Source organism: Candidatus Omnitrophota bacterium, from assembly GCA_040755155.1.
In the GTDB taxonomy this organism is placed as follows: Bacteria; Hinthialibacterota; Hinthialibacteria; order Hinthialibacterales; family Hinthialibacteraceae; genus JBFMBP01.
Map to the genome: position 1 here is coordinate 41,210 of JBFMBP010000139.1, position 21,208 is coordinate 62,417.

20 protein-coding genes are annotated in these 21,208 nt (G+C 51.7%); 13 read left to right on the forward strand and 7 right to left on the reverse strand.

What is annotated here, in order from left to right; genetic code table 11:
• Positions 1-50: 50 nt before the first annotated feature.
• From AB1656_20965 to AB1656_20985, 5 genes are all read left to right on the forward strand, one after another.
• Complete coding sequence (locus AB1656_20965) at positions 51-1,607, forward strand: DUF1080 domain-containing protein (protein ID MEW6237866.1); 1,557 nt, start codon at positions 51-53, stop codon at positions 1,605-1,607.
• Between the two features lie 75 nt (positions 1,608-1,682).
• The gene (locus AB1656_20970; protein ID MEW6237867.1) at positions 1,683-2,090 is read left to right on the forward strand and encodes a secondary thiamine-phosphate synthase enzyme YjbQ; all 408 of its coding nucleotides are present in this window, start codon (positions 1,683-1,685) and stop codon (positions 2,088-2,090) included.
• Between the two features lie 203 nt (positions 2,091-2,293).
• Positions 2,294-2,722 carry a hypothetical protein gene (locus tag AB1656_20975; GenBank protein MEW6237868.1) on the forward strand — a complete coding sequence of 143 codons (429 nt, stop codon included), beginning with the start codon at positions 2,294-2,296 and terminating at the stop codon, positions 2,720-2,722.
• A gap of 39 nt (positions 2,723-2,761) precedes the next feature.
• A complete protein-coding gene (locus AB1656_20980; GenBank protein ID MEW6237869.1) occupies positions 2,762-3,064 on the forward strand; it encodes an STAS domain-containing protein in 303 nt (100 codons plus the stop codon).
• A 46-nt stretch (positions 3,065-3,110) separates the two neighbouring features.
• Positions 3,111-4,250 (forward strand): hypothetical protein, encoded by a 1,140-nt coding sequence (locus AB1656_20985; protein MEW6237870.1) that lies wholly within the window; start codon positions 3,111-3,113, stop codon positions 4,248-4,250.
• A gap of 144 nt (positions 4,251-4,394) precedes the next feature.
• Here the strand turns inward: AB1656_20985 and AB1656_20990 are convergent, their stop codons facing one another.
• The 3 genes from AB1656_20990 to AB1656_21000 all read right to left on the reverse strand — a co-directional run bounded on the left by AB1656_20990 (position 4,395) and on the right by AB1656_21000 (position 6,749).
• Positions 4,395-4,913, reverse strand: coding sequence for a ferritin (locus AB1656_20990; GenBank protein ID MEW6237871.1), 519 nt, complete (start codon positions 4,911-4,913; stop codon positions 4,395-4,397).
• 125 nt (positions 4,914-5,038) lie between these two features.
• Entirely contained in the window at positions 5,039-5,581 is a 543-nt protein-coding gene (locus AB1656_20995; protein ID MEW6237872.1) for a GNAT family N-acetyltransferase, read from the reverse strand.
• Positions 5,582-5,585: 4 nt separating this feature from the next.
• Entirely contained in the window at positions 5,586-6,749 is a 1,164-nt protein-coding gene (locus AB1656_21000) for a DUF1080 domain-containing protein (protein ID MEW6237873.1), read from the reverse strand.
• An 87-nt stretch (positions 6,750-6,836) separates the two neighbouring features.
• Here AB1656_21000 and AB1656_21005 point away from each other — a divergent pair, with 87 nt between their 5' ends.
• From AB1656_21005 to AB1656_21035, 7 genes are all read left to right on the forward strand, one after another.
• Positions 6,837-7,928 (forward strand): carbohydrate-binding family 9-like protein, encoded by a 1,092-nt coding sequence (locus AB1656_21005; GenBank protein ID MEW6237874.1) that lies wholly within the window; start codon positions 6,837-6,839, stop codon positions 7,926-7,928.
• Between the two features lie 12 nt (positions 7,929-7,940).
• Positions 7,941-9,722 carry a hypothetical protein gene (locus tag AB1656_21010; protein MEW6237875.1) on the forward strand — a complete coding sequence of 594 codons (1,782 nt, stop codon included), beginning with the start codon at positions 7,941-7,943 and terminating at the stop codon, positions 9,720-9,722.
• Between the two features lie 392 nt (positions 9,723-10,114).
• Entirely contained in the window at positions 10,115-10,384 is a 270-nt protein-coding gene (locus AB1656_21015; protein ID MEW6237876.1) for a YggT family protein, read from the forward strand.
• An 83-nt stretch (positions 10,385-10,467) separates the two neighbouring features.
• On the forward strand, positions 10,468-11,361 hold the full coding sequence (locus tag AB1656_21020) for an endonuclease/exonuclease/phosphatase family protein (protein ID MEW6237877.1): 894 nt from the start codon (positions 10,468-10,470) through the stop codon (positions 11,359-11,361).
• A gap of 229 nt (positions 11,362-11,590) precedes the next feature.
• Entirely contained in the window at positions 11,591-12,250 is a 660-nt protein-coding gene (locus AB1656_21025; GenBank protein MEW6237878.1) for a bifunctional 2-keto-4-hydroxyglutarate aldolase/2-keto-3-deoxy-6-phosphogluconate aldolase, read from the forward strand.
• A 15-nt stretch (positions 12,251-12,265) separates the two neighbouring features.
• Complete coding sequence (locus AB1656_21030; GenBank protein MEW6237879.1) at positions 12,266-13,252, forward strand: sugar kinase; 987 nt, start codon at positions 12,266-12,268, stop codon at positions 13,250-13,252.
• A gap of 32 nt (positions 13,253-13,284) precedes the next feature.
• The gene (locus AB1656_21035; protein ID MEW6237880.1) at positions 13,285-14,229 is read left to right on the forward strand and encodes a hexose kinase; all 945 of its coding nucleotides are present in this window, start codon (positions 13,285-13,287) and stop codon (positions 14,227-14,229) included.
• Between the two features lie 43 nt (positions 14,230-14,272).
• Here AB1656_21035 and AB1656_21040 read toward each other — a convergent pair whose 3' ends face one another.
• The 4 genes from AB1656_21040 to AB1656_21055 all read right to left on the reverse strand — a co-directional run bounded on the left by AB1656_21040 (position 14,273) and on the right by AB1656_21055 (position 19,843).
• The gene (locus AB1656_21040) at positions 14,273-14,890 is read right to left on the reverse strand and encodes a class I SAM-dependent methyltransferase (protein ID MEW6237881.1); all 618 of its coding nucleotides are present in this window, start codon (positions 14,888-14,890) and stop codon (positions 14,273-14,275) included.
• A gap of 95 nt (positions 14,891-14,985) precedes the next feature.
• Positions 14,986-16,605, reverse strand: a complete 1,620-nt coding sequence (locus tag AB1656_21045; protein MEW6237882.1) for a hypothetical protein — start codon at positions 16,603-16,605, stop codon at positions 14,986-14,988.
• 691 nt (positions 16,606-17,296) lie between these two features.
• On the reverse strand, positions 17,297-18,658 hold the full coding sequence (locus AB1656_21050; protein ID MEW6237883.1) for a phosphomannomutase: 1,362 nt from the start codon (positions 18,656-18,658) through the stop codon (positions 17,297-17,299).
• Positions 18,659-18,727: 69 nt separating this feature from the next.
• Positions 18,728-19,843 (reverse strand): sugar phosphate nucleotidyltransferase, encoded by a 1,116-nt coding sequence (locus tag AB1656_21055; GenBank protein MEW6237884.1) that lies wholly within the window; start codon positions 19,841-19,843, stop codon positions 18,728-18,730.
• Positions 19,844-20,200: 357 nt separating this feature from the next.
• Between AB1656_21055 and AB1656_21060 the strand changes: the two genes are divergently transcribed.
• A complete protein-coding gene (locus tag AB1656_21060) occupies positions 20,201-20,962 on the forward strand; it encodes a class I SAM-dependent methyltransferase (protein MEW6237885.1) in 762 nt (253 codons plus the stop codon).
• Positions 20,963-21,208: the final 246 nt, after the last annotated feature.

Here is a 21,208-nt window from a genome sequence, read left to right on the forward strand (position 1 = left end):
AAATTGTCGAATATTCGGCGTGAAACGATTGCATAGAAAGGATCGTCGAGATGAATAGCCTGCGCCGCCGGGCCGCCGCATCGCTGGCAGGATTCGCCCTAGTTTTCTGCGTCTTTGCCATAACCGCCAACGCGAGGCTATGGCGCCATGAGGGACTGCTTATCGACAGTCTCGACATGACGTATATCCAAGAACATTTGAATCGGGAGCCGTGGAAAAGCGCTTGGGAGGATTTGCAAAAACGCTGCCAAGACGAGACGGAAATAGCTCCCGAACGCGAATTCCCCCTTTTATACGATCGAATCGCCGCTTTGAGCGTCCGATGCGCCATCCAAAAGCAATCCGGCGACGTCAAGCGGCTTGTGCAGGCGATGAAGGCATTGCAGAGCTATTCCCAAGAGCGCAGCGGCTCCGCCTTGAACGATATTCTTCTCGGCGCCATCGCTTTTGAAAACATCCGGCAAAACGAAGCAACGCCGCCCGATTTTCAAAAAGATATTCAGCAATGGCTCGCTCAGGCGCGTTTGGAATCGTCCGAAAACGATCCTTGGCTGGCGCCTGTCCGCATGGCTGTAGGCGTTGTCAACGAAAATGAGCCTCTTTACCAACAAGGGGAACAGGTTTTTATCGATCTATTGAAAAATCAATACAACGACGACGGCTCGCCTCGAGAATCCTTGCCGTTGGAAGTTCAAGTCAATAGGATTTCTCCGCTTCTGATCGCGGCGGAAATCGCCAACCATCACAGCGACCTATTCTACGGCAACGATCTTTATCACTACTCCTTCGGACCCAAAAATCTGCATCGCCTTTGCGTCTATCTTTTCGGTGAATGGAAGAAAAATCGAGAAGTCAAGCTTGATCGTTGGGGTTGGCTGGAGTTAGCGGCGAAAACCTACGGCGAACCCGAATGGCTCAATGCTATCGGCCAACTCCGTCCCATCTTCGACAACTGGTTCGGCGGCCCCGTAACGCTGACTCACGCCCGGCAGTTAGAAACGGGCTTGCTGGATTTCGGCCTTGCTCCCGACGGCTTCTTTTGGTTGTACAATAAAAAAGACTTGACCGGCTGGCAATATTCCGCCCGCAAGCCGCATAATATCGATCCCAACGATTTTTACGTCGAAGACGGCGTCTTTTATACGAAGGGCGCCAGCGATCATTGGTTGATGACCGACCGCATGTACGATTATTTCATCCTGCGCCTAGAATACCGCATCGGCGTTGGCAGCAACAGCGGCATCCTGATTTGGGCGCCCATTCCCGGCCGCCCCTCCAAAGCGGGATTCGAAGTCCAACTGCTCGACGACGCCGGACAGCCGCCCAAGATCAACGGCTCCGGTTCGCTCTATAATGTCGTTGCTCCCACAACAAATGCTCAAAAACCAGCAGGAGAATGGAACGAAGTAGAAATTACTTGCGACAATCCCCATCTGAAGGTTAAGTTGAACGGCCAAATAGTGCAAGATATCAATCTCGACCAATTTCCGGAGACGCAGGGGCATCGCCGCCGCGGCTATATCGGCTTGCAGGATCATTCTCACAAGGTAGCTTTCCGCAACGTGCGGATTCAATGCCTGCTCCCCGCCGAGCTGCGACGACAATAATGTAGAAGAGCCATCTTGGCTCTTAACATATTTTATTAAAAAAGAGCCTGGAAAGCTCTTCTACCAAGGATTCGTATGAAAAAAGAAACTCTGCGCGTTAAAACTCATTCTCGGACAGATTTCGTTCCGCTGGCGAAGCAAGTTCAAGATGTGGTGACTAAAATGGGCGTGCGCGACGGCGTCTGTACGCTCTATGTCCCTCATACTACGGCGGCGGTATTCGTTAACGAAGGCTACGATTCCGACGTGATGCGGGACGTGCAATACGCCCTCGACCGCATTATTCCTTGGTCGGGCGGCTACGCTCACAGCGAGGGAAACGCCGCCGCCCATATCAAGGCGGCCGTCATCGGCAATAGCCGCCAGGTTTTGATCGAAGGGGGGCGGCTGTTATTAGGGCGCTGGGAAGAGATATTCTTCGCCGAGTTCGACGGACCCCGTTCGCGCGAATTGATCGTCTCGGTATTGGAATCGGCTCCTTGATGAAATATTGACGGGTGGCAAGGGCTAGGCGTTAGCCAGCCCTTGAGGGATCAAGCAAAGGCAGACTTACCTTTGCCTTTGCCACTCCATCATTCATCATTCATCACTCATCATTCATCATTGAACTCGTCTTCCTACCGCCTTTCCCTTCCTTGTGGTAATCTACGCTCCATCAACGCTTTTTCGGCGAAAGGAGAATCGGCATGTTGAAATTATCCGAGAATCAAAAATACATTTTGATCCGCTTATTGAAGGATTTGGCCTTGCAGGACCGCAATTTCGACGGATTGGAAGCCATCCGCATCCGCACCATCGGCCTGAAGATGGACATGGCAATGGCGAAGATCGACGAAGCGTTTTACGAAGATTTTCAGACCGTCGAACAAATTTTGGACAGCCTGGGACGCTTCGAGACGGCGGAACAGAAGAATTTCGTCTATCAGCAATGCGCGTCGTTGTTAATGTCCGACCGCAAAATCTCATCCGAAGAACAATCCACGCTCGAACAGCTGCGCCAGGCGCTCGCCATCGGCGAGGAGAAGCACCGGCAAATTCTCACCTGGGTGCAAGAAGGCATGGAATGGGAAAAACGGGGGGAGGAACTCGCCGGCGGTTCCCTGGAAGATTCCTAATTCTTCCTTCCTCGATTTTTTCTCTACAAGGAGAAGACGATGAAGATCGAAATAACGCAGACGGAGGAAGGCGTTATTCTTTCCCTCGTCGGCGTCCTCAAAAAAGCGGAAGCGATCGAAGCGGGGGATCAAATCGCCAAGATCGCCCGGCAAAAGCCGAAAAAACTGGCGCTCGATTGTTCGCAACTGGCGGCTCTTTCCTTGGACAGCGCGCCATTTCTGGTTTCCGCCCTTGAACGGGCGCGGTTGGGAAAAAATAACGTAAGGGCTTTCGGCTGCAATTCCGTCGTCGAGCGCACCCTGCGCGGCGCCGATTTCGAACGGGTGGGGATTTTGGAATAAATCTATCGGCTCGCCGTTAGAGCAAACGGTCCACGGACAATCGACAATGAATATTCTGCTTCGTTTATTTCTTTTCTTTCCTTTCTTTCCTTTATTTTTTATCTCTCCAGCGATGGGCGCGGCGGATGCTTCTTCCCTGCCCTCCAATCTTCACGCCTTGGGCGCGACGGACTCCATCCGCGCTATTGATGTCCAGGCGGTTTACTATATTTATTCCGATGCAACGCCCCTGGCCGATTGGCGCGAACGGATCGAATATCATTTGCGGCGCGCCCAAAAATTCCACCAACGCGAATTCGGCGGCCTTTCGGCGATGAATTACTCGATTCATCCTCAGCCTTATATCGCCTCGGCCTCGCGGGAAGCTTTTCCCAAAGACGATCCCAACAATTTTTTCTGGCATATCGTCAATGACGTTTTGCAATCCGGCGCAATCCATTTTCAATCCAGTTCTTTTCCCATTCTGTTGGTATTTTCCGATATGAATTTTTCACCCGGCTATAGCGATTGGACGCGGGAATGCAGCGGCGAGGGTTGTCCTTTTCCCCCTCCGCACTCCGATTGCAAAGGTTGGGTGACGGCGGAGGGCGAGGACCGCCCCGGATCGCGCTGCGGAGGGGCGCGAGCGGTTTTCTGGCCCGAGAAACATATGGGCTTGGGATTGGTTACAGCGGACGGATGGCGCGTTCCGATTAAAGGCAGCGACTGCGTGGTATATCATGAAGGGATCGGCCATTCCATCGGCCTGCCTCATCCCGAACCTCTTAACAATTCCGTCATGGGTTTGGCGCAATACGTGGACGGCATCCAGAAGACCTGGATCGACGACGATCAGAAAATGCAACTCGGCTGGCCGAAAATGGAAATCAACCGCGCCGATTTTTTCTCTTCATTCGAAGCGAATCATATCCACAGCAAGCCCAAGCCGGGCGTTCCCGTGAGCTTAGCAGCGAAGTTTCCCGAAGGTTTTACTATGAAATCCTGCTTGGCAGTTTATCAAACCGCCGTCAATGAAGCCTTTACCCCATTGCCCAAGCCAACGATTACGAAGAAGGACGGTTTCGTCTATTTGAATTGGTTTATGCCGCCGCGAAAACTGGGGGAAAGCGCAGCTTATCGCGTTCGCGTGGAAACGATATCGGGAGAGACGGAGGAATTTTGGGATTATTACAAAATCAGGGAATAATCATCACTCATTTTTGTTCTTAATGATAATCAGAAAAGTAGGATGGGTCGCGTTTTTTGACCCATCGGTTTTAGGGAATGGCGTAATTGATGGGTCAAACGACATGAGCCATCCTACTTTTCTTGTCACTCGTCACTGTTTTACCTATTGCAAAGCCGCCATCGCCGTTGGCGGCAGCGTCCGGGTTCCGAGTTCGCGGTCCATCATAAACAATCCGCCTTTGGCGTCGCCCATTAGTTTTAAATTTTCTACGACGCTGGCGACGTTCGCTTCCTCTTCCACCTGTTCCGAGACGTACCATTGCATGAAATTGTTCGCCGCATGATCGCTCTCTTTGATGGATAGATCCACAAGTTCGTTGATGCAGCCCGTAATGTGGTTTTCATGCTCCAAGGCGGCTTGAAAAGCGGCGAGGGGGGAATCCCATTCCTTTTGCGGCGCCTCGATGGCGGCTAGCTCGACTTTACCGCCCCGATTCAGGACGAAATTGAAGAACCTGGCGGCATGGATCAATTCTTCCTGAACCTGCACCCGCATCCAGACGCCGAATCCTTTCAGATTGATCGACTCGAAGTAGGCGGCCATCGACATATAGAGATAGGCGGAAAAAAATTCTTCATTGATTTGTTGATTGAAGGCTTTTTGAATTTTTTTGTTCATCATGGTATAGTTTCTCCTTATGATTCGAACCTTGCGTTTCCCATCGGTTTTTTATCTTTAAAACGATTATCAATTATACCCGCCCCTGCGCCGCTTCGCCAAGAAAGCGCCTCGCTCCGGTCTTTCGCCTAGGCGATCCGTCCTTCCAATTCTTTCAAAAAGTACAGCGTATCCACTCCTTTTCCTCTATCGTCGGCGATTGTATGGATCGCGGCGAAACCCAGCTTGCGCAACAGGGGAATATGTCCGGCGTTCGCGCTCCACGTGCGGGTAGAAATATAGCGAACGCCATTTTGTTCGCACCAGCGAAAGAGAAAATCGTAGAACGAACGGCCTATCCCCTGTCCCCGGCCAGCGGGAGAGACGCAGATCGTCGTTATGTGAGCAATGGGAAAATAGGGCGTCAGAATCGGCGTATCCGGATTCAACCGGAACGAAAGAAAACCGATAATCTTCCCGCCGTCGTCCTCCGCCAAAATGGCGCGTTGTTTCAGGATTTCAGTGAAATAGGCGTCAAGGCCCGCCGCTTCGCTTTGATTCGCGAAATCGGTTTGCATCGTCCCTGTTCGATCCGATAAGGGCGGGAAAAATTCCTTATCGCAAATCCGCAAGATTTCGAAGAGGGAATCCTTCACGCGGTCGTCGTAACTTTCAGCCAATGCAATGCGCATAGTTTTACTCCGGTTTCGCCAAACGCTTCACTCGCACGTTGCGGTATTGAATGGCGCCGTCGTAATTCTGAAATCCCAGATATCCCTGCCGCGGGCGCAGTTTCAGCGGATGTTCGGACGGCTTCTCCTTATCCAAATCGGCGTTGACGATTTCAATTCCATTCAGATAGACGCGGATGAAATTCTTTTCGGCGGCGATTTCCATGGTTTGCCATTCTCCCGCCTTGCGGAAAACGCGGACGGAGGGAGCGTATTCGCGATAGATCGATCCCGTCATTTGCCAATCCTGAAGTTTGCCCCAATGCGTTGCGTCGTCGTCGATCACCTGGATTTCCATTCCCGCATAAGCCCCGTCGCCCTGGCCGGGATGGCGGATGAAAACGCCGCTGTTGCCTTCCTTGGGAACGTTGAATTCCAATTTAAGATCGAAATCGGAATAATTGTTTTCGACGGTTCCAATCCAGCCGCCGCCTTGCCCTTTGCAGACGAGAACGCCCTCGTCGTTGAGCGACCACGCTTGCGGATCGCCCTCTTTCACTTTCAGATGCTTGAAATCGCGCTCCTTGCCCTCCAGCAAGTTCGTATAGCCCAGTTCCTGGATGCGGACGTTGCGGAAGAGAAATTCGCGGTTTTCCGCCTGAATGCCGATGAAGCCGCGTCCGGGTTCGAGATCGTCCTTCTCCCAAATCGGTTCGCCGTCGACTTGCAGGCTGGCTTTTTGCCTTTCCGCCCGCAGAACGATTTTACGCCAGGTTCCGAAATCTTCCGGCTCCATGCGCGCTTTGAGAATCGCCTTGTAGCCCACGACGAGGTCGCCCATGCCGCGGTCTCTCAGATTGATCTGATACCCTTTATCCGGCCAAGGCTTCCCTTCCAGATTGGCGCGGAAGAAAATGCCGCTGTCGTAGCCTTCCACCAAAGGCTTGGCTTCGAGTTCCAGGATAAAATCATCAACCATTGCGTCCGTGCGCAGCCAACCCATGCCCTCTACGAGATGGAGTTCTTTTTTTTCCGGATCCACAGTGAACTTAACGTCGTTCATCCCCGTCCAGCCCGATAAATCCTTGCCGTTGAATAGGTCTGTCCATCCGCTTTCTTGCGCCGATGCAGAAACGGAAATCAGCGCCGCTATCCCTATCGCCGTCATGATCTTTTCTGATTTCAACATATCCGCCCCTTTCTTAATCCAGCTGACAAATTAAAGTAAAGCGATTTGCCATATTACCTTATCCGATCGGATTGGAGTAGCCAGCCGATGTTCGAAAAAATCGCCCAACCTATTCTTGCTATAACCTGTTTTTGCATCTTGATGCAGGATAGTGCATTCGCCGGTTATCCTTCCTTTCTCGACGGCGAAACGCCCAAAGACTACGTCTGTTGCCGCGCCTCCAGCCTCATGAATATTGACGGCCGTTTGGACGAATCGTCATGGGCCGACGCTTCCTGGACCGATCCTTTTCAGGATATCGAAGGCGATAAGAAGCCTGCGCCGCGCTATGCCACGCGGGCGAAGATGCTTTGGGACGACGAATATTTTTATATCGCCGCCTACTTGGAAGAACCGCATGTGTGGGGAACCTTGACGGAGCGCGATTGCGTGATTTTCAACGACAACGATTTCGAAGTCTTCATCGATCCCAACGGAGACAATCACGAATATTACGAATTCGAGATGAACGCTTTAAACACGGTTTGGGACCTCTTCCTGCCTAAACCGTATAAAGACGGCGTAGAACCGCAAAACGACTGGAATATCGCCGGACTTAAGACAGGCGTTCATATCGACGGGACGATCAACGATCCCTCGGATGAAGATAAAGGCTGGTCGCTGGAAATCGCCTTTCCCTGGAAAGCGTTGGCGCAGTACGCCCATTGTCCCGCGCCGCCGCAAAACGGCGACTATTGGCGCATCGATTTTTCCCGCGTGGAATGGCAAATTCGAATCGAAGACGGAAAATACCGAAAAGTTCCCCGAACGAAAGAAGACAACTGGATATGGTCGCCGCCCGGCGTCATCGACATGCACCGCCCGGAGCGTTGGGGGTATGTTCAATTCTCCACAGCGAAGCCTGGAGTGGATTCGTTCCAGCCCGACGCGGCGTATGGCGCCAAAATCTATTTGCATAAAATCTATTACGCGCAACGGGAATTTCAGAAACAAAACCAACGTTGGGCGAATAATCTGGAAGAATTGCAACTCAACCAGATTGCTCTTCCTCCAGGAACCTCCGCGCCCCGCATCGAATCGACAACGGATGGTTATACGGCGTCGTTGGAACTGACGTTGCCCGGCGGCGCCGTGAAAAAATGGAATATCCGCCAGGATTCGCTTCTTTGGAAAGACTGACACAGCGGCATTATGAAGATAAAAGATAAAATCTCCGCCGTTCTCTCCCATCGCCAAATGCCTTGGATCATGGCGCTTCTGGCCATGTTTTTGATCCTTCCTTCCCTGCGAGTCGGTTGGCAACTAGACGATAACTTCCATCGCCTTATTCTTCTGGGGAAAACGCCGCCTAGCGGCGTGAAAATATCGCCTCTCAGCTTATTTTCGTTCCTTAATGGCGATTCCGTCAAAACTCATGCTTTGATGGACGAAGGGTATCTTCCCTGGTGGACGTTGGAAGATATCCGCATTCGCTTTTTCCGCCCGCTTACGATTTTCACGCACTGGCTCGATTACCGTTTATGGCCGAACAACGCCGCGCTGATGCACCTGCAAAGCATATTATGGTATGGCGCCTTGATCGCGGCAGCGGCGTTCTTCTATCGGAGAATGTTGGGAGCGGGATGGGTGGCGGGACTAGCGGCGTTTTTCTACGCCGCTGACAAAGCCCATGGAGTGCCCGCTGGATGGCTGGCCAATCGCAATGCGGTGCTGGCGGCGTTCTTCGGCCTCTTGACGCTGATCCTTCATGACCGCTGGCGGCGGGACGGTTGGCGTCCGGCAAGAGCGCTGGCGCCGCTTTCCTTCCTGCTGGCGCTTCTCTCGGCGGAATTCGGAGTAGGAACAGCGGCGTATCTATTCGCTTACGCCGTCTTCATCGAACGAGGAAGACGCTCCGATAAATTCCTATCTCTGCTTCCTTACGGCCTTATTTTGACGTTATGGCTTGTTGGCTATCATGCGTTCGGCTACGGCGCCTGGGGATCGGGGTATTACGTGGATCCGGCGAGAGAACCGCTGGAATTCATGAAGTCGATCGGATTTAAAGCTCCTTTGTTGCTTGCCGGGCAATGGTTGGGCTTCCCATTAGGCCCCGCTGCTGTCTTGCCTACGAATGTTGTTCGCATCGCCTGGCAAATTTCGCTTGCCGCGTCGGTTGTTATGGTTGCAGCGCTATCGCCTTTGCTGCGCCATAACGCCCTCGCTCGTTTTTGGGGATTGGGAATGTTGTTGTCGCTTCTCCCGATATGCGCCGTTTTCCCCAACGAACGCCTTTTCTTTTTCGTAGGGATTGGAACGATGGGCCTATTGTCTAAATTCATCCAAACGTTGCGGGAACATCCTTCCTGGTTTTACCGGCGTCGTTTTTGGCGCTTCTTCGCCTATGGCTTATCTGGCCTATTCCTCCTCATCCACGGAGTTCTCTCTCCGATGCTTCTGCCTCTTTCCTCTTTGGGTTCCACTTTTGTAGAACCTTTTATTGCCAAAGCGGCGGAGAGCCTCCCCAACGATTCTAATATCACTCAGCAAGATTTAATCCTCGTCAATCCTCCGCTCGTCTTCTTCGCCCATCACCTTCCTATTACGCTCTTTCTCCAAGATCGGCCTCTTCCGCATACCTTTCGCGTGCTCGCCCAAGGTTCCAGTTCGCTGCAAATCAAGCGCATTGGGGAACGCTCGCTGTCGATTCGACCGCAAGATGGTTTTATGAACACGGTAAACGAGATTCTCTTTCGCAGCGCCAGTCATCCTATGGCCGTAGGGCAAAAAGTCCTTATGACGGGCATGAGCGTAGAGATAGCGTCCCTTACGGCGGATGGCCGTCCGGTGGAAGCGATTTTCCGGTTCGACGTTCCTTTGGATGAGGCTTCCATGCGCTGGATGCAATGGAAAAATGGAGTTTACGTCCCATTCGTTCCTCCATCCATCGGGCAAACGATAACGTTGTCTCCAGTAACTCTTTTCGATCGATAACTCATGTTACGCGCAATGAAAACTAAAGGGATCTATTGCGAATGTCTTTTGAATCGCGAAAACGTGAAATAAAAAAGAAAAACGCAAAAAAAAGAAAATAAGTTGGCGCATGGGATCGCGCCGTGAAATCCTTTTTTTCCGTGAAATCCAAAAGAATCCCCGATATCCGTGATTCAAAAACTTCGTGGAATTCGAGATTTTTCGTGGTTTCGTGATTCAATAACGTAAAAAAATGAAATCCTTGTGCTCTTTTAAACGATTCTTATACTTGGCGTTGATATACCAACTCCGCAAGATAAAAATCATTGGCAGCATAACATTATTTAATGCGGATTGCCTCCTTTTCCATCGCGTGGCAAGATACAAAGTAAAAATTAGGCGAGCGAAGAGTTATGTTATCCATCATCCGGTTGTTGGATCGAATTCTCTGGTTGTATGAAGCGATCATTATAGTCCGATGCATTCTGTCATGGGCGCAAGCGTTGCCCAACAATCCTATTATCCGCTTTATTTACCAAATCACGGAACCGCTTATGGACGCCGTACGGCGCGCTTTTCCCTTTCTGGCGATGGGAGGATTCGATTTAAGCCCCATTGTCATTATTCTGCTAATTGACTTTACCCGCCGTTATCTTTACTCTTTGCTTATTCCTTTTTATTAAAAAATTACTTTCGCAGATTTCCAGAAGGGACAAAGCCGCCGCGAGGGCGGAGATGTCGACGAATTGAATAGGGGGCATTTATTATGAAACGTTCCATGTTCTTGTTTGCCATTTACGCATTTGTTTTTATGCCGCATTTGGCGCGAGCGGCGGACGATTCTCTTTCGATCCAAGCGATGACGTACAATATCCGCTACAACAATCCCGACGACGGCATTAACGCCTGGCCCAACCGCAGCCATCGCGTGGCGGAAATGATCGGAACCCGTTATCATGCGGATTTCGCGGGTCTGCAGGAAGCGAAATACGACCAGATTCAAGACCTGGAAAAGGCCCTTCCCGATTACGGCTGGTTTGGCGCGGCGAGAGACGACGGCGATAAAGCAGGAGAATTTTGTCCCATATTTTACCGAAAAGACCGATTCGAATTGCTGAAACAAAATACGTTCTGGCTGTCGGAAACGCCGGATGCCGCCGGTTCGAAATCGTGGAATTCCGACTGCGTCCGCATCGTTACGTGGGGGCAATTCCGCGATAAGAAGAGCGGAAAAATCTTTTATCATTTCAATACGCACTTCGACCACCGCAGCGAACTGGCGCGAGTGGAAAGCGCGAAGTTGATCTCCAAAAAAGCCGTCGAGATCGCGGGCGATTCGCCGGCGTTTTTAACGGGGGATTTCAATACGCAGGAAAAATCCCAACCCTACTCCATCATCGTAGGGAAAGAGAGCATCGGAGATTTCCGTTCCAGCTTCCAGGACGCCCGCTATCTATTGAAAGAGGGAAAGCATGAAGGCCCCACGTCCACTTTTACGATGGAAGGATGGACGAAGTACGGCGCTCCGGAAACCAAGATCGATTTCATTTTCATCCTTAAAGGTTTTGCGGTATTAAGGCATCGCGTATTGGACGACCAGTTCGACGGGCGATTCCCCTCCGATCATCTGCCGGTTTTGGCGGAGATCGAATTGCAATAGTTTTAGGGGATGCCAGATCGTTATCCGGTGAATTTGATAATAAAAATTGAGGCTCTTGCAAAATGGATAAAGTCTACGCTTTAATTCTCCCCCCAAGTTTGGGGGGAGTTAGAGGGGGGTTGATTTTATTAGGCTTAAGGCAACCCCCTCCTAACCTCCCCCAGGCTTGGGGGAGGAATAATGGAATTTTGCATGAGGCTCAATTGACAATCATTCCAGGAGTGTTTTTATGATTACTCCCACGCGCAAAGATCGAAACATGAAAATCATCCTAGACACCGGCATCGTCGCCGTGATCCGGGCGCAAAGCAGCGATCAACTCGTCCGCGTATTCGACGCGCTGATGGAGGGCGGCGTCAAAGCCATCGAAGTAACGATGACGACGCCCAACGCCCTCGACGTAATTCGCGATTTATCCAATAAGATGAAAAACGAAGAGGCCGTCGTTGGCGTCGGCACCGTCCTCGATCCCGAAACGGCGCGCGCCGCCATTCTGGCGGGAGCGGAATACGTCGTCTCCCCCACGCTCAACCTCGAAACCGTAAAAATGTGCCGCCGATATTCCGCCGCCGTCATTCCCGGCGCCTATACGCCTACGGAAATCCTGACGGCGTGGGAAGCAGGCGCGGACATCGTCAAGGTTTTCCCCGCTACTACGCTGGGGCCGGGCTTTTTCAAGGATGTTCTCGGCCCTCTGCCGCAAGTGCGCTTATCGCCAACGGGCGGCGTCAGTCTGGAGACGGTCAAAGATTTTATCAAAGCGGGAGCGTGCTGCGTGGCAGTCGGCGGCAACCTCGTGAGCAAAGCGGCGTTGGCGGAGCAAAACTGGAAGAAAATCGCCGAAACGGCGAAACAATTTATCCAACTCATCCAAGAAGCGAGAGCGTAGGAGAAAGGGAAGGTCATGGCTGATATCGTTACGTTTGGAGAAGCGATGGTGCGGTTGGCGCCGCCGGATTTCATGCGCTTGGAGCAGACGCATACCCTCGACGTCAAAATCGGCGGCGGCGAATATAACGTTTCCGTTGGCGCGGCGCGTCTGGGCTTAACCAGCGTCTTCGTCACCCGCCTGCCCAACAATCCTCTGGGCCGCATGATCGCCAACAAGGCCCGCGAGCACGGCGTCGATACATCCCATATCGTTTGGACCGACGGCGACCGCGCGGGTTTGTATTTCGTCGAGTTCGGCGCCAAACCGCGCGCCAGCAGCGTCCTCTACGACCGCAAGGATTCCGCCATCAGCCGCATCAAGCCGGGCATGGCGAATTGGGACGCCGTTTTTCCCGGCGCGAAAATTTATCACGTCAGCGGCATCACGCCCGCTCTTTCTGAAACCGCCGCCAAGACCACAAAAGAATCGATGCTGAAAGCCCGGCAATACGGCGTGACCATCAGCGTCGATCTCAATTACCGCGCCAAACTCTGGTCGGAAGCGGAAGCCCAAAAGTGCATGACGGAATTGATGGAATATACCGACATCCTCATCACCACCGAGGAAGATTGCATGCGCGTCTTCAAAATCGAGGGCGATAATTACGAAGAAGTGGCAAGCAAACTGCACGACCGCTTCGGTTTTAAAGCGGTGGCCATCACCCTGCGCGAAAATCTTTCCGTCTGGCGCAACAACTGGACCGCCATCGTGCTCTATGAAGGCAAGATTTACGACGCTCCCAACTACGAAGTGGAAATCGTTGACCGTGTCGGCGGCGGCGATTCCTTCTCGGCGGGTTTTCTGGCAGGCTATCTCACCGGCGACATTAGCTACGCCGTCAAATTCGGAGTAGCCTTCTCCGCTTTGAAACATTCCGTTCCCGGCGACCTCAACTGGTGTACGAAGACCGAAGCGGAAGCCCTTATGAAAGGCGGCGGCAACCTGCGCATCGTCCGCTAAAACCGCGCCGGTTAAACGTAAAGTGAAGAATCATGACAACCATTCGCACTCTTACGTTGAATCCGGTCATCGATTTGATCTATAGCGTGGATCGATTCGAAAAAGGCTCCACTTTCCGTTGCGACGATTTTCTTTATCTCCCAGCGGGAAAAGGAATCAATGTTACCAACGCCCTAGCCTGCATGGGAGAATCATCCTGCGCTTATCTACCACTGGGAAAAGATGATGTTCCGCTTTATATCGCCGCTTGCCGTCAACGGCCTATCGAATTGCATTATGCCGCGGGGGATTTTCGAATTCGCCGCCATTGCACCATTCTGGAGAGAAAAACCGGCTCCGTAACTCATGCGCAGACGCGCGGCGAAACTATGCCTCCCGCCCTTATGGATGAACTTGTGGAAGAACTTGTTGGCGGGATGGAACCGGAGGATATCGCGATTCTTTCCGGCAGCGTCCCGCCGGGCGTCTCTCCTTCGATCTACGCGGAAATCATAACCCGCTGCCAAAAAAAAGGCGCGCGAACGATTTTGGACGCCAGCGGCCCGCCGCTTCGGGAAGGCGCCGCCGCGCAACCTTTCCTGCTCAAAATCAACCAGAATGAAACGGAGCAGCTCCTGGGCGAATCCATGACGGAAGCGGCGGACATCGTCCGGGAAATTCATCGCCGCTTTGGGATTCCGCGCATCGTTATTTCGCTGGGAGAAAAAGGCGCCGTCGCGGGCGGCGAGGAAGGAATCATACGCCTGCGGCTTCCAATGGATCCATCCGAAGTCCGTGATACCGTAGGCTGCGGCGACGCGATGACGGGCGGGATCGCCTGGGGTATGAAAAGAGACCTCCCCTGGGAAGAAATCTGCCGTTGCGGCATAGCCTGGGCTTCCGCCGCCGCCTGTTGCGCTGGTCCCGCTCATTTGGATCCGCATTGCGTGGAAAAGATGCTTGATCGCGTGGAAATCCGCCGCATGGTTTCCCTATAAACTATAGGGCGAAAGAAATTCTCCATCCTTCAAGCAGGCTTCCTTATTTCTTAGCTAACATCAAAAATAAGGGATAGTCTTTATCCACTCCAGCGGCTGTTTTTTTCTTGATGACGTAAGGCGTGGAAAATCGGATGGAGTGGAATCCTATGTTTTCCGCCATTTTGGCCAGCGGCTCTCGATCAAAGCCAAAATGTTCGACGCCATCGTTATCGGAATGGAAATCGCCCTCTTCTTTATCCAAATCGACAAGGGCTAATTGCCCCGGTTGTTTAAGGGAATCGTTGAATTGCGATAATATCGAGTCCGTATTCTTGATATGATGGAATGTCATGGAGCAGATGGCGATATCGTATTCCCATCGGGGAATCGCATTCTTCATTCCATCCAACCATAGGAGGCCGATGTTATCCATTTCCTGTTGTCGGATTTTTCTCTCTAAAACCTCCAACATTCCGCGAGAAGAATCGATCGCCGCGATTTTTTTCACCAGCGGCTGGAAATGCAGAGTAACCAATCCCGTGCCCGCCCCATATTCCATCAGGGACATGTCAGAACGAATTTCCAACGAATGGATCATCGCATGTGCAATGGCGTCAGCCGCTTCAATGCGCCGGGATTCGTTATCGTAGGTTTGGGATTGGTTATCGAATGGATTCATGGCGTTTATCTCGTTGCTCCGATCGCCTCGTCCAGCAAAAAAAACAGCCTGCGAAAGCAGGCCGTTTTATTAAGCTCGCTTGAAACTATGCACTATCAATCCGCTCCCGTAATCTGCGTATAGCTGTCAGTGATCGTAGTGTAATCGGCGGTTACGTTGCGATATTTAGGAGCTAGGCTCGACGCATACGTTTCGCCGCCGATAACGAACAAATCGGAGCCTGGCGAGACGATAGCGCCGGGAGTGAAGATTTTCTTACTGGGATCGCCTGGCAGCCAGAGCGGAGTGGTTTCAATAGCGCGGAACGAATCGGAGAAGTTGGTAACGGGAGCGCCGTTGTTGCCGGTATTGGAAATATCATAAGCATTGGCTAGACCGACCGGATGCACCGTTCCATCGCCGGTCAGAACCAATAACCCTGTCGTCGTCGAATTCGCCGCCACGCCCAACTGCTTGTTCTCCTTGTTGGGAACCAACGCCAAATCGCGGGCGATGGGGAAGCCGAAGAAGGGTGGAATCGAGTTGACGGGAATCACATTGCCGTTCGAATCGATTTTCGGCGGGAAGGAAAGCGCCGCATCGCCGATGGCGAACACTCCGCCATATTCGTCGAGGAGATAGAAGCCCTTGCCGCTGGGGGTGATTTCAACATCTATGGCAACATCCCACCCGAAATAGGGTAGGTCGCCTTTATCGGCTTCCCAGGGACTGGCGAGGACGATGTTGTTGATCGGCTTGCCGAAATCCTCTTGCAGCATATCTTTGTCGTAAAGAATTTGGTTATCATTGTCCACATCGAAATCAAGCGCGAGACGGTTGGAGTGCACGGCGCCGAAACCGTCCAGAATGTAATAACCATTCGTCATGGCGATAGTTCTGTTTTCGATCGCGCTGGAATCGCTTTTGGATGGAGCGGTCAGTTGCGCGTATTCCGCCGATATTTCCAAGTCGCGGGCGATATCCGAACCCGAACCGAAATAGGCGAAAATTGGAGTGACGCTTTTTACATTTTGATTGAAATAAAGACGATTGACAGGATAATTAATGGGGCCGCCTTTTAGAAGGTCATTGACGGTAACTTCCGAACCGGAGATGTCGATCGTGCCCGGATAAAGGCTTTCGACGATTTCGGGCTCGCCGGTTTGAAGATTATCGAAGACGTAAGAAGGAAGATTGGTTGCGCCTACGGGATGCACGACGCCGTCGGCGTCCAGAACGAAGTAGCCGCGATAGCCGTAAGTTTCGTTTCTCCAGTCGGGAGAGATTTCAAGGTCTTTCGCTACGTCCCAGCCGAAATAAGGGACGGCGGAAAACGTAGAGTGCATTGCGCCTACCTGCGCCGGAGTCGATATCAAAACCGGCGTGGAATCCGGCGCGGTAACGGAAATCGGCGTATCCAACGTCAGGGAAAATTGACCGCCCAAAACATCCAAAGCGTACGCTCCTTTCAAGGAGCCGTCAGGATTGCCGACTAATTCGATGTCTTTGGCTACAGGAAAAGGAAACTGGAATTGGTTGGAGGTGTCAGCCAACTCTTTGAAAAGATAAGAGCTCAATTGATCGCCATTCTGGGAGACGCTGAATATCCGTCCTAAAGCATCCAGTATCAAAATACCATCTTGATTGGCTGTGGTAGGTTCGAATTGAGCGCTGGCGTTATTTACAAATACAACCGACAATACACTGATGCCGAGGAGCAGCCGTCTTAAGGCCATTTCGACCTCCTTAGAATGCGCATTGATAAACTTTTCCCGCATTATACTCTTATCCCTTGACTTGGCCTATTCGCCAACAAGGGGGCCCATACATAATTTTTATAATTAACCACCTTACCGAATTGGTGAGCCAGACTCAAGTCTTAAACCAGAAAAAAAATCCAAGAAATTTGTCCCGGTATCTCAATAAATTCATCCCATTCGAAGCGAATGAGGCTAAAAATCCTCAGTGCAGTATAAGGAAAAGTCCTCTCTATGTCAAGTGATAAATTTCGCTCAAGTACTGTAAAAACCAGGATCTGCGTGATTATTTTCTTGAAACTTGCCTCTTCCGGGATAAGAAGCGTTGTTGCTTGACCGCAATGCTGCGGGGTAGGAAATCCCCCGTTTCCTCTTTCTTACCGCCATTATTCCTTTGTTCTCTGCGGCCTTTTTATGTTTTTTGTTTTAACCTCCACGAATTAAAGAATTTAAATCGTTAGGCCGCCCAGAAGTTACATCGTTTTTAATATACCATAGAATATCGTACATCTCCAGAGTAAGTTTAATATTTTTTTAATGGTTGATAAAATATTTCTCTTCGATAATAGGAAAACGAGTATTCCCATGGCCGGGATTACAGTATTCGCCTTACGTCCTATCCTGCAAGGAATAAGTTTTCTCGACGATATGGCTTTCTGTGCGTTTTGAATCAACCGGCGCCGATAAGGTCGAGAACCTCCTCCGTTTTCGAACGCATCAACCGAATGTCTCCCCGCGATTCCACGTTCAATCGTATAACCGGCTCCGTATTCGATTTCCTTAAATTCATTCGCCAGGTCTCGAAGGCGATGGAGAGACCATCGATCTCATCGACGATGGGATTCATGCTCTCATAATAACGGCGGACTCTTTCAAAAATGGAGTCCGGTTCCTTCACTCGCCGGTTGATCTCGCCGCTGACTGGGTAGCGTTCGATGCGTTCTGCGATCAATGCCGACAGCGGATTTCCTCGTTGGCTCAAGATTTCCGCCATCAGCAGCCAGGGCGTCATTCCGCTGTCGCAATAGAAAAAGTCTTTGAAATAATGATGCGCCGACATTTCGCCGCCGTAGACGGCGTCTTCCCGCCGCATCATTTCTTTGATGAAAGCATGGCCCGATTTGCATGGTAGGGGAACGCCTCCGGCTTCCTCCACAAGTTCGATCGTATTCCATACCAAACGCGGATCGTAAACGATTTTAGCGCCGGGACGCTTGGCCAGCAACGCTTGGGCTAGAAAACCAACGATGTAATAGCCTTCGATAAACTCCCCATTCTCGTCGAAGAAAAAACAGCGATCGAAGTCGCCATCCCATGCGATGCCTAGCTCCGCATGGGATTCCTTTACCGCCCGGCTGGTATTAAAACGGTTTTCCGGCAAAAGAGGATTGGGAACGCCGTGGGGAAAGGAGGGATCCGGTAGATGATGGATTTTTACGAATTCGAAGGGCAAATGCTTCTCCAATTGGTCCAGGATAATACCCGCTCCGCCGTTGCCTGCGTTGACGACGATTTTCATCGGTTTGAGTTGGCCGATATCCACGCCGCCTAATAGGCGTTGGATATAGGCGTCCGTACAATCGAACGTCTTAACCTGACCGATTCGCTCCGGCGCCGCAAATACTCCCGCCAGACAAAGGCGCTCGATCTCCTTTAGTCCCGTCTCGGAGCCTACGGGCCGCGATTCGCGGCGAACGATTTTCATGCCGTTGTATTCTGGGGGATTGTGGCTGGCGGTGATCATGATTCCCCCGTCCATTTGTTGATGGGCGACGGCGAAATAGACCATTTCGGTTCCGCACAAACCCATGTCGAAAACATCGGCGCCGCCTTCGGTCAGCCCTTTCGCCAGCGCTTGGCTCAGCGCCTCGCCCGAAGCGCGGATATCGCGCCCAATGACGAATGTTTTCGCCGAGAGATATTGCGCGGCGGCGCGTCCAATTTTGTACGCCAATTCGGGATTCAGTTCCGAAGGGACGACGCCCCGCACGTCATAAGCCTTGAAACACGGAATCGAGGATATGCGGTTCATAGGCAGCGCTCATTGTTTTTCTATTTCATGTTTATTCGTGGTTTCAAAATTAATTCGCGTCTTCGCGATTCAAATTTGCGTCGCTCCGCGATTTTTCAATTCCTCTACAATTAGGCGTACATCCTGCGCCCGGTCGCGGCGGCAGACGAGCACGCCGTCTTCCGTAACGGCGATGATGGCGTTTTCCATTCCCGCCGCGCCCACGGCCATTTTCTCCATTCCCGGCTCATTGTAAACGATGACGTTGCGGCAATCCACGAGCGCCGCTCCCCCATAGACGGTGTTTCGATTCGAATCGCGGGATTGGAAGCGGGCGAGCGAATCCCAGGCTCCGGCATCGTCCCAGGCGAAATCCCCCAGGGCGACGTATACGTTTTCCGCTTTTTCCATCAGGCCGTAGTCGATGGAGATATTGGGCATTCTTTCGAAAATTTCCGCAATTTCTTTCTCGGCGCCGGTATTCCGCTGCAATATTTCCGCCATCCGCAAAACGCTTTGCGCCAGATCGGGCAGAGCGCGTTGCAGACTTTTAAGAAAGGTGGAGATGCGCCAAAAGAACATGCCGCTGTTCCAGTAATAGAATCGAGAGGCCTGATACCGTTCCGCATCTTCCTGGTGGGGTTTTTCCAGAAACTGGGCCGCGCGATAGATGGGAACGCCGCCGCTTTCGGTAACGGGCTTGTTCAATTCGGCGATTTGGATATAACCGAAACCCGTCTCTGGGCGCGTAGGATGCGTCCCGATCGCCACCAGCGCTTCGTTCTCCTCCGCCCACCGCAGCGCGGCGGCGAGAGTGCTCCGGAAGCGCCCGTTGTCGCCGATGCGATGATCGGCGGTCGTTACTGACATAAGAATATCTTCCGCATCGGGAAAACGGGCCAACGCATGGGCGGCGGCGAAAGCGATGCAGCCCGACGTATTGCGCCGCATCGGTTCCCCCAATACATTTTCGGCGGGGATTTGCGGCAAGGCGGAGCGAATAACCGCCTGCAAATCGGCGTTGGCGCCGATGAAAATCCGTTCGGGAGGAATTAGGGGCGCCAACCGATCGACGGCTTCCTCCAGCATCGTTTTCGTCTCGCTGGTCAGACGCAACAGCTGCTTGGGACGCAAACGGCGGCTGATAGGCCAAAATCGCTCCCCCGACCCGCCCGCCATAATAATTCCGACGGTAGGAATACTCATCCCGATTCCTCCTAAAAAATTTTCTCTATTGTAACGCGGAATAGACGCAGAAGGAGCCTTGCGGGACAGTGTGACTGCGGAGACGGGGAGAAAGATTGATGGGTCACGTTTTTTGATCCATCAATCTTTTCATCATTCATCATTCATCATTCATCACTCCTCATTCATCATTCATCGAAACAGCCTTTTTTCCCCTTCCAATTTCGGATAGAGTAATCGAATCAGCAATTCCGACTGTTTTTTGTGATAAGATTGGTTGCTATATTGCATAGAACTCGGCTCGGCGGTTAATCCGCTTCCTCCCATAAACCTATGGAGTCGTCAAAGCCGTCCTGATCCCTATCCAAGGAAAAAACGATGAAATTCTACGACCAAATGGCCCAAACCTACGATTACTTCATTGATTGGCCGGAGCGAATAAAGAAGGAAGATCCCTTCTATCAGCATCTTTTCCAAGAATGCTTGGGCAAATCTATCCTCGATCTCGGCTGCAGCACGGGAGGCCATGCGCTTTATTGGGGGGAAATGGGATATAACGTTGTCGGAATCGATAGTTCCAGCAAAATGATCAAATACGCCCAGGAATTGGCGGAAAAGGAAGAAGTCGATATCGAATTCCAGTGTATGAAAATTACCGACTTCGCCTCGCGCTTTCAGCAGAAATTCGACGCCGTCATCTGCGCGGGCAATACGCTCTCCCATCTTTTAGACAAGCCGTCAATCATACGCCTATTCACGGAGTCCATCGCCGTAATGAAGATAACCAGCGTGGCGATTTATCATCTCCTCAACTATCGGCTCATTCTGGAAAACCGGCGCCGCGATTTTCCCGTCAAATCCCGCATCGTGGAAGGAACGGAATACGTCTTCGCGAGATTTTACGATTTCCAAACGGAACATCTCGAATTCAACATGGTTTCCGCCGTGAAGGACGAAAACGGATGGCATTCGCGCAGTTCGCAATTGCTGCATCATCCCTGGCTGGCGGATGAACTGATCGAAATGGCCAAAGAGGCGGGATTCACAGAGATTATGACCTACGGCGATTACGATTTTTCCGAATTCGATCCCGAAACCAGCCAAGACCTATTGCTGGTGTGCGAATTGGGAGAAGCGTAAAAACACTGACGAGTGACAAGTTATAAGCCCCCTACCGAGGAAAGACCCTCGGCGATTGCAGGAAGAAAAGCCCTGCCGCCCCGCTGTTGAAACGGCGGGCTAGTGTCGTTTGCCCCTTTAAAGGGGCATTTGAAAATAGCCCAGCCTTTCAAGGCTGGGATGACGATGAGGGACTGGGTGGCGGGTGGCAAGGGCAAGGTTGTATCCGCCTTTGAATTATCCTCTTTCATCTTTCATCTTTCATCA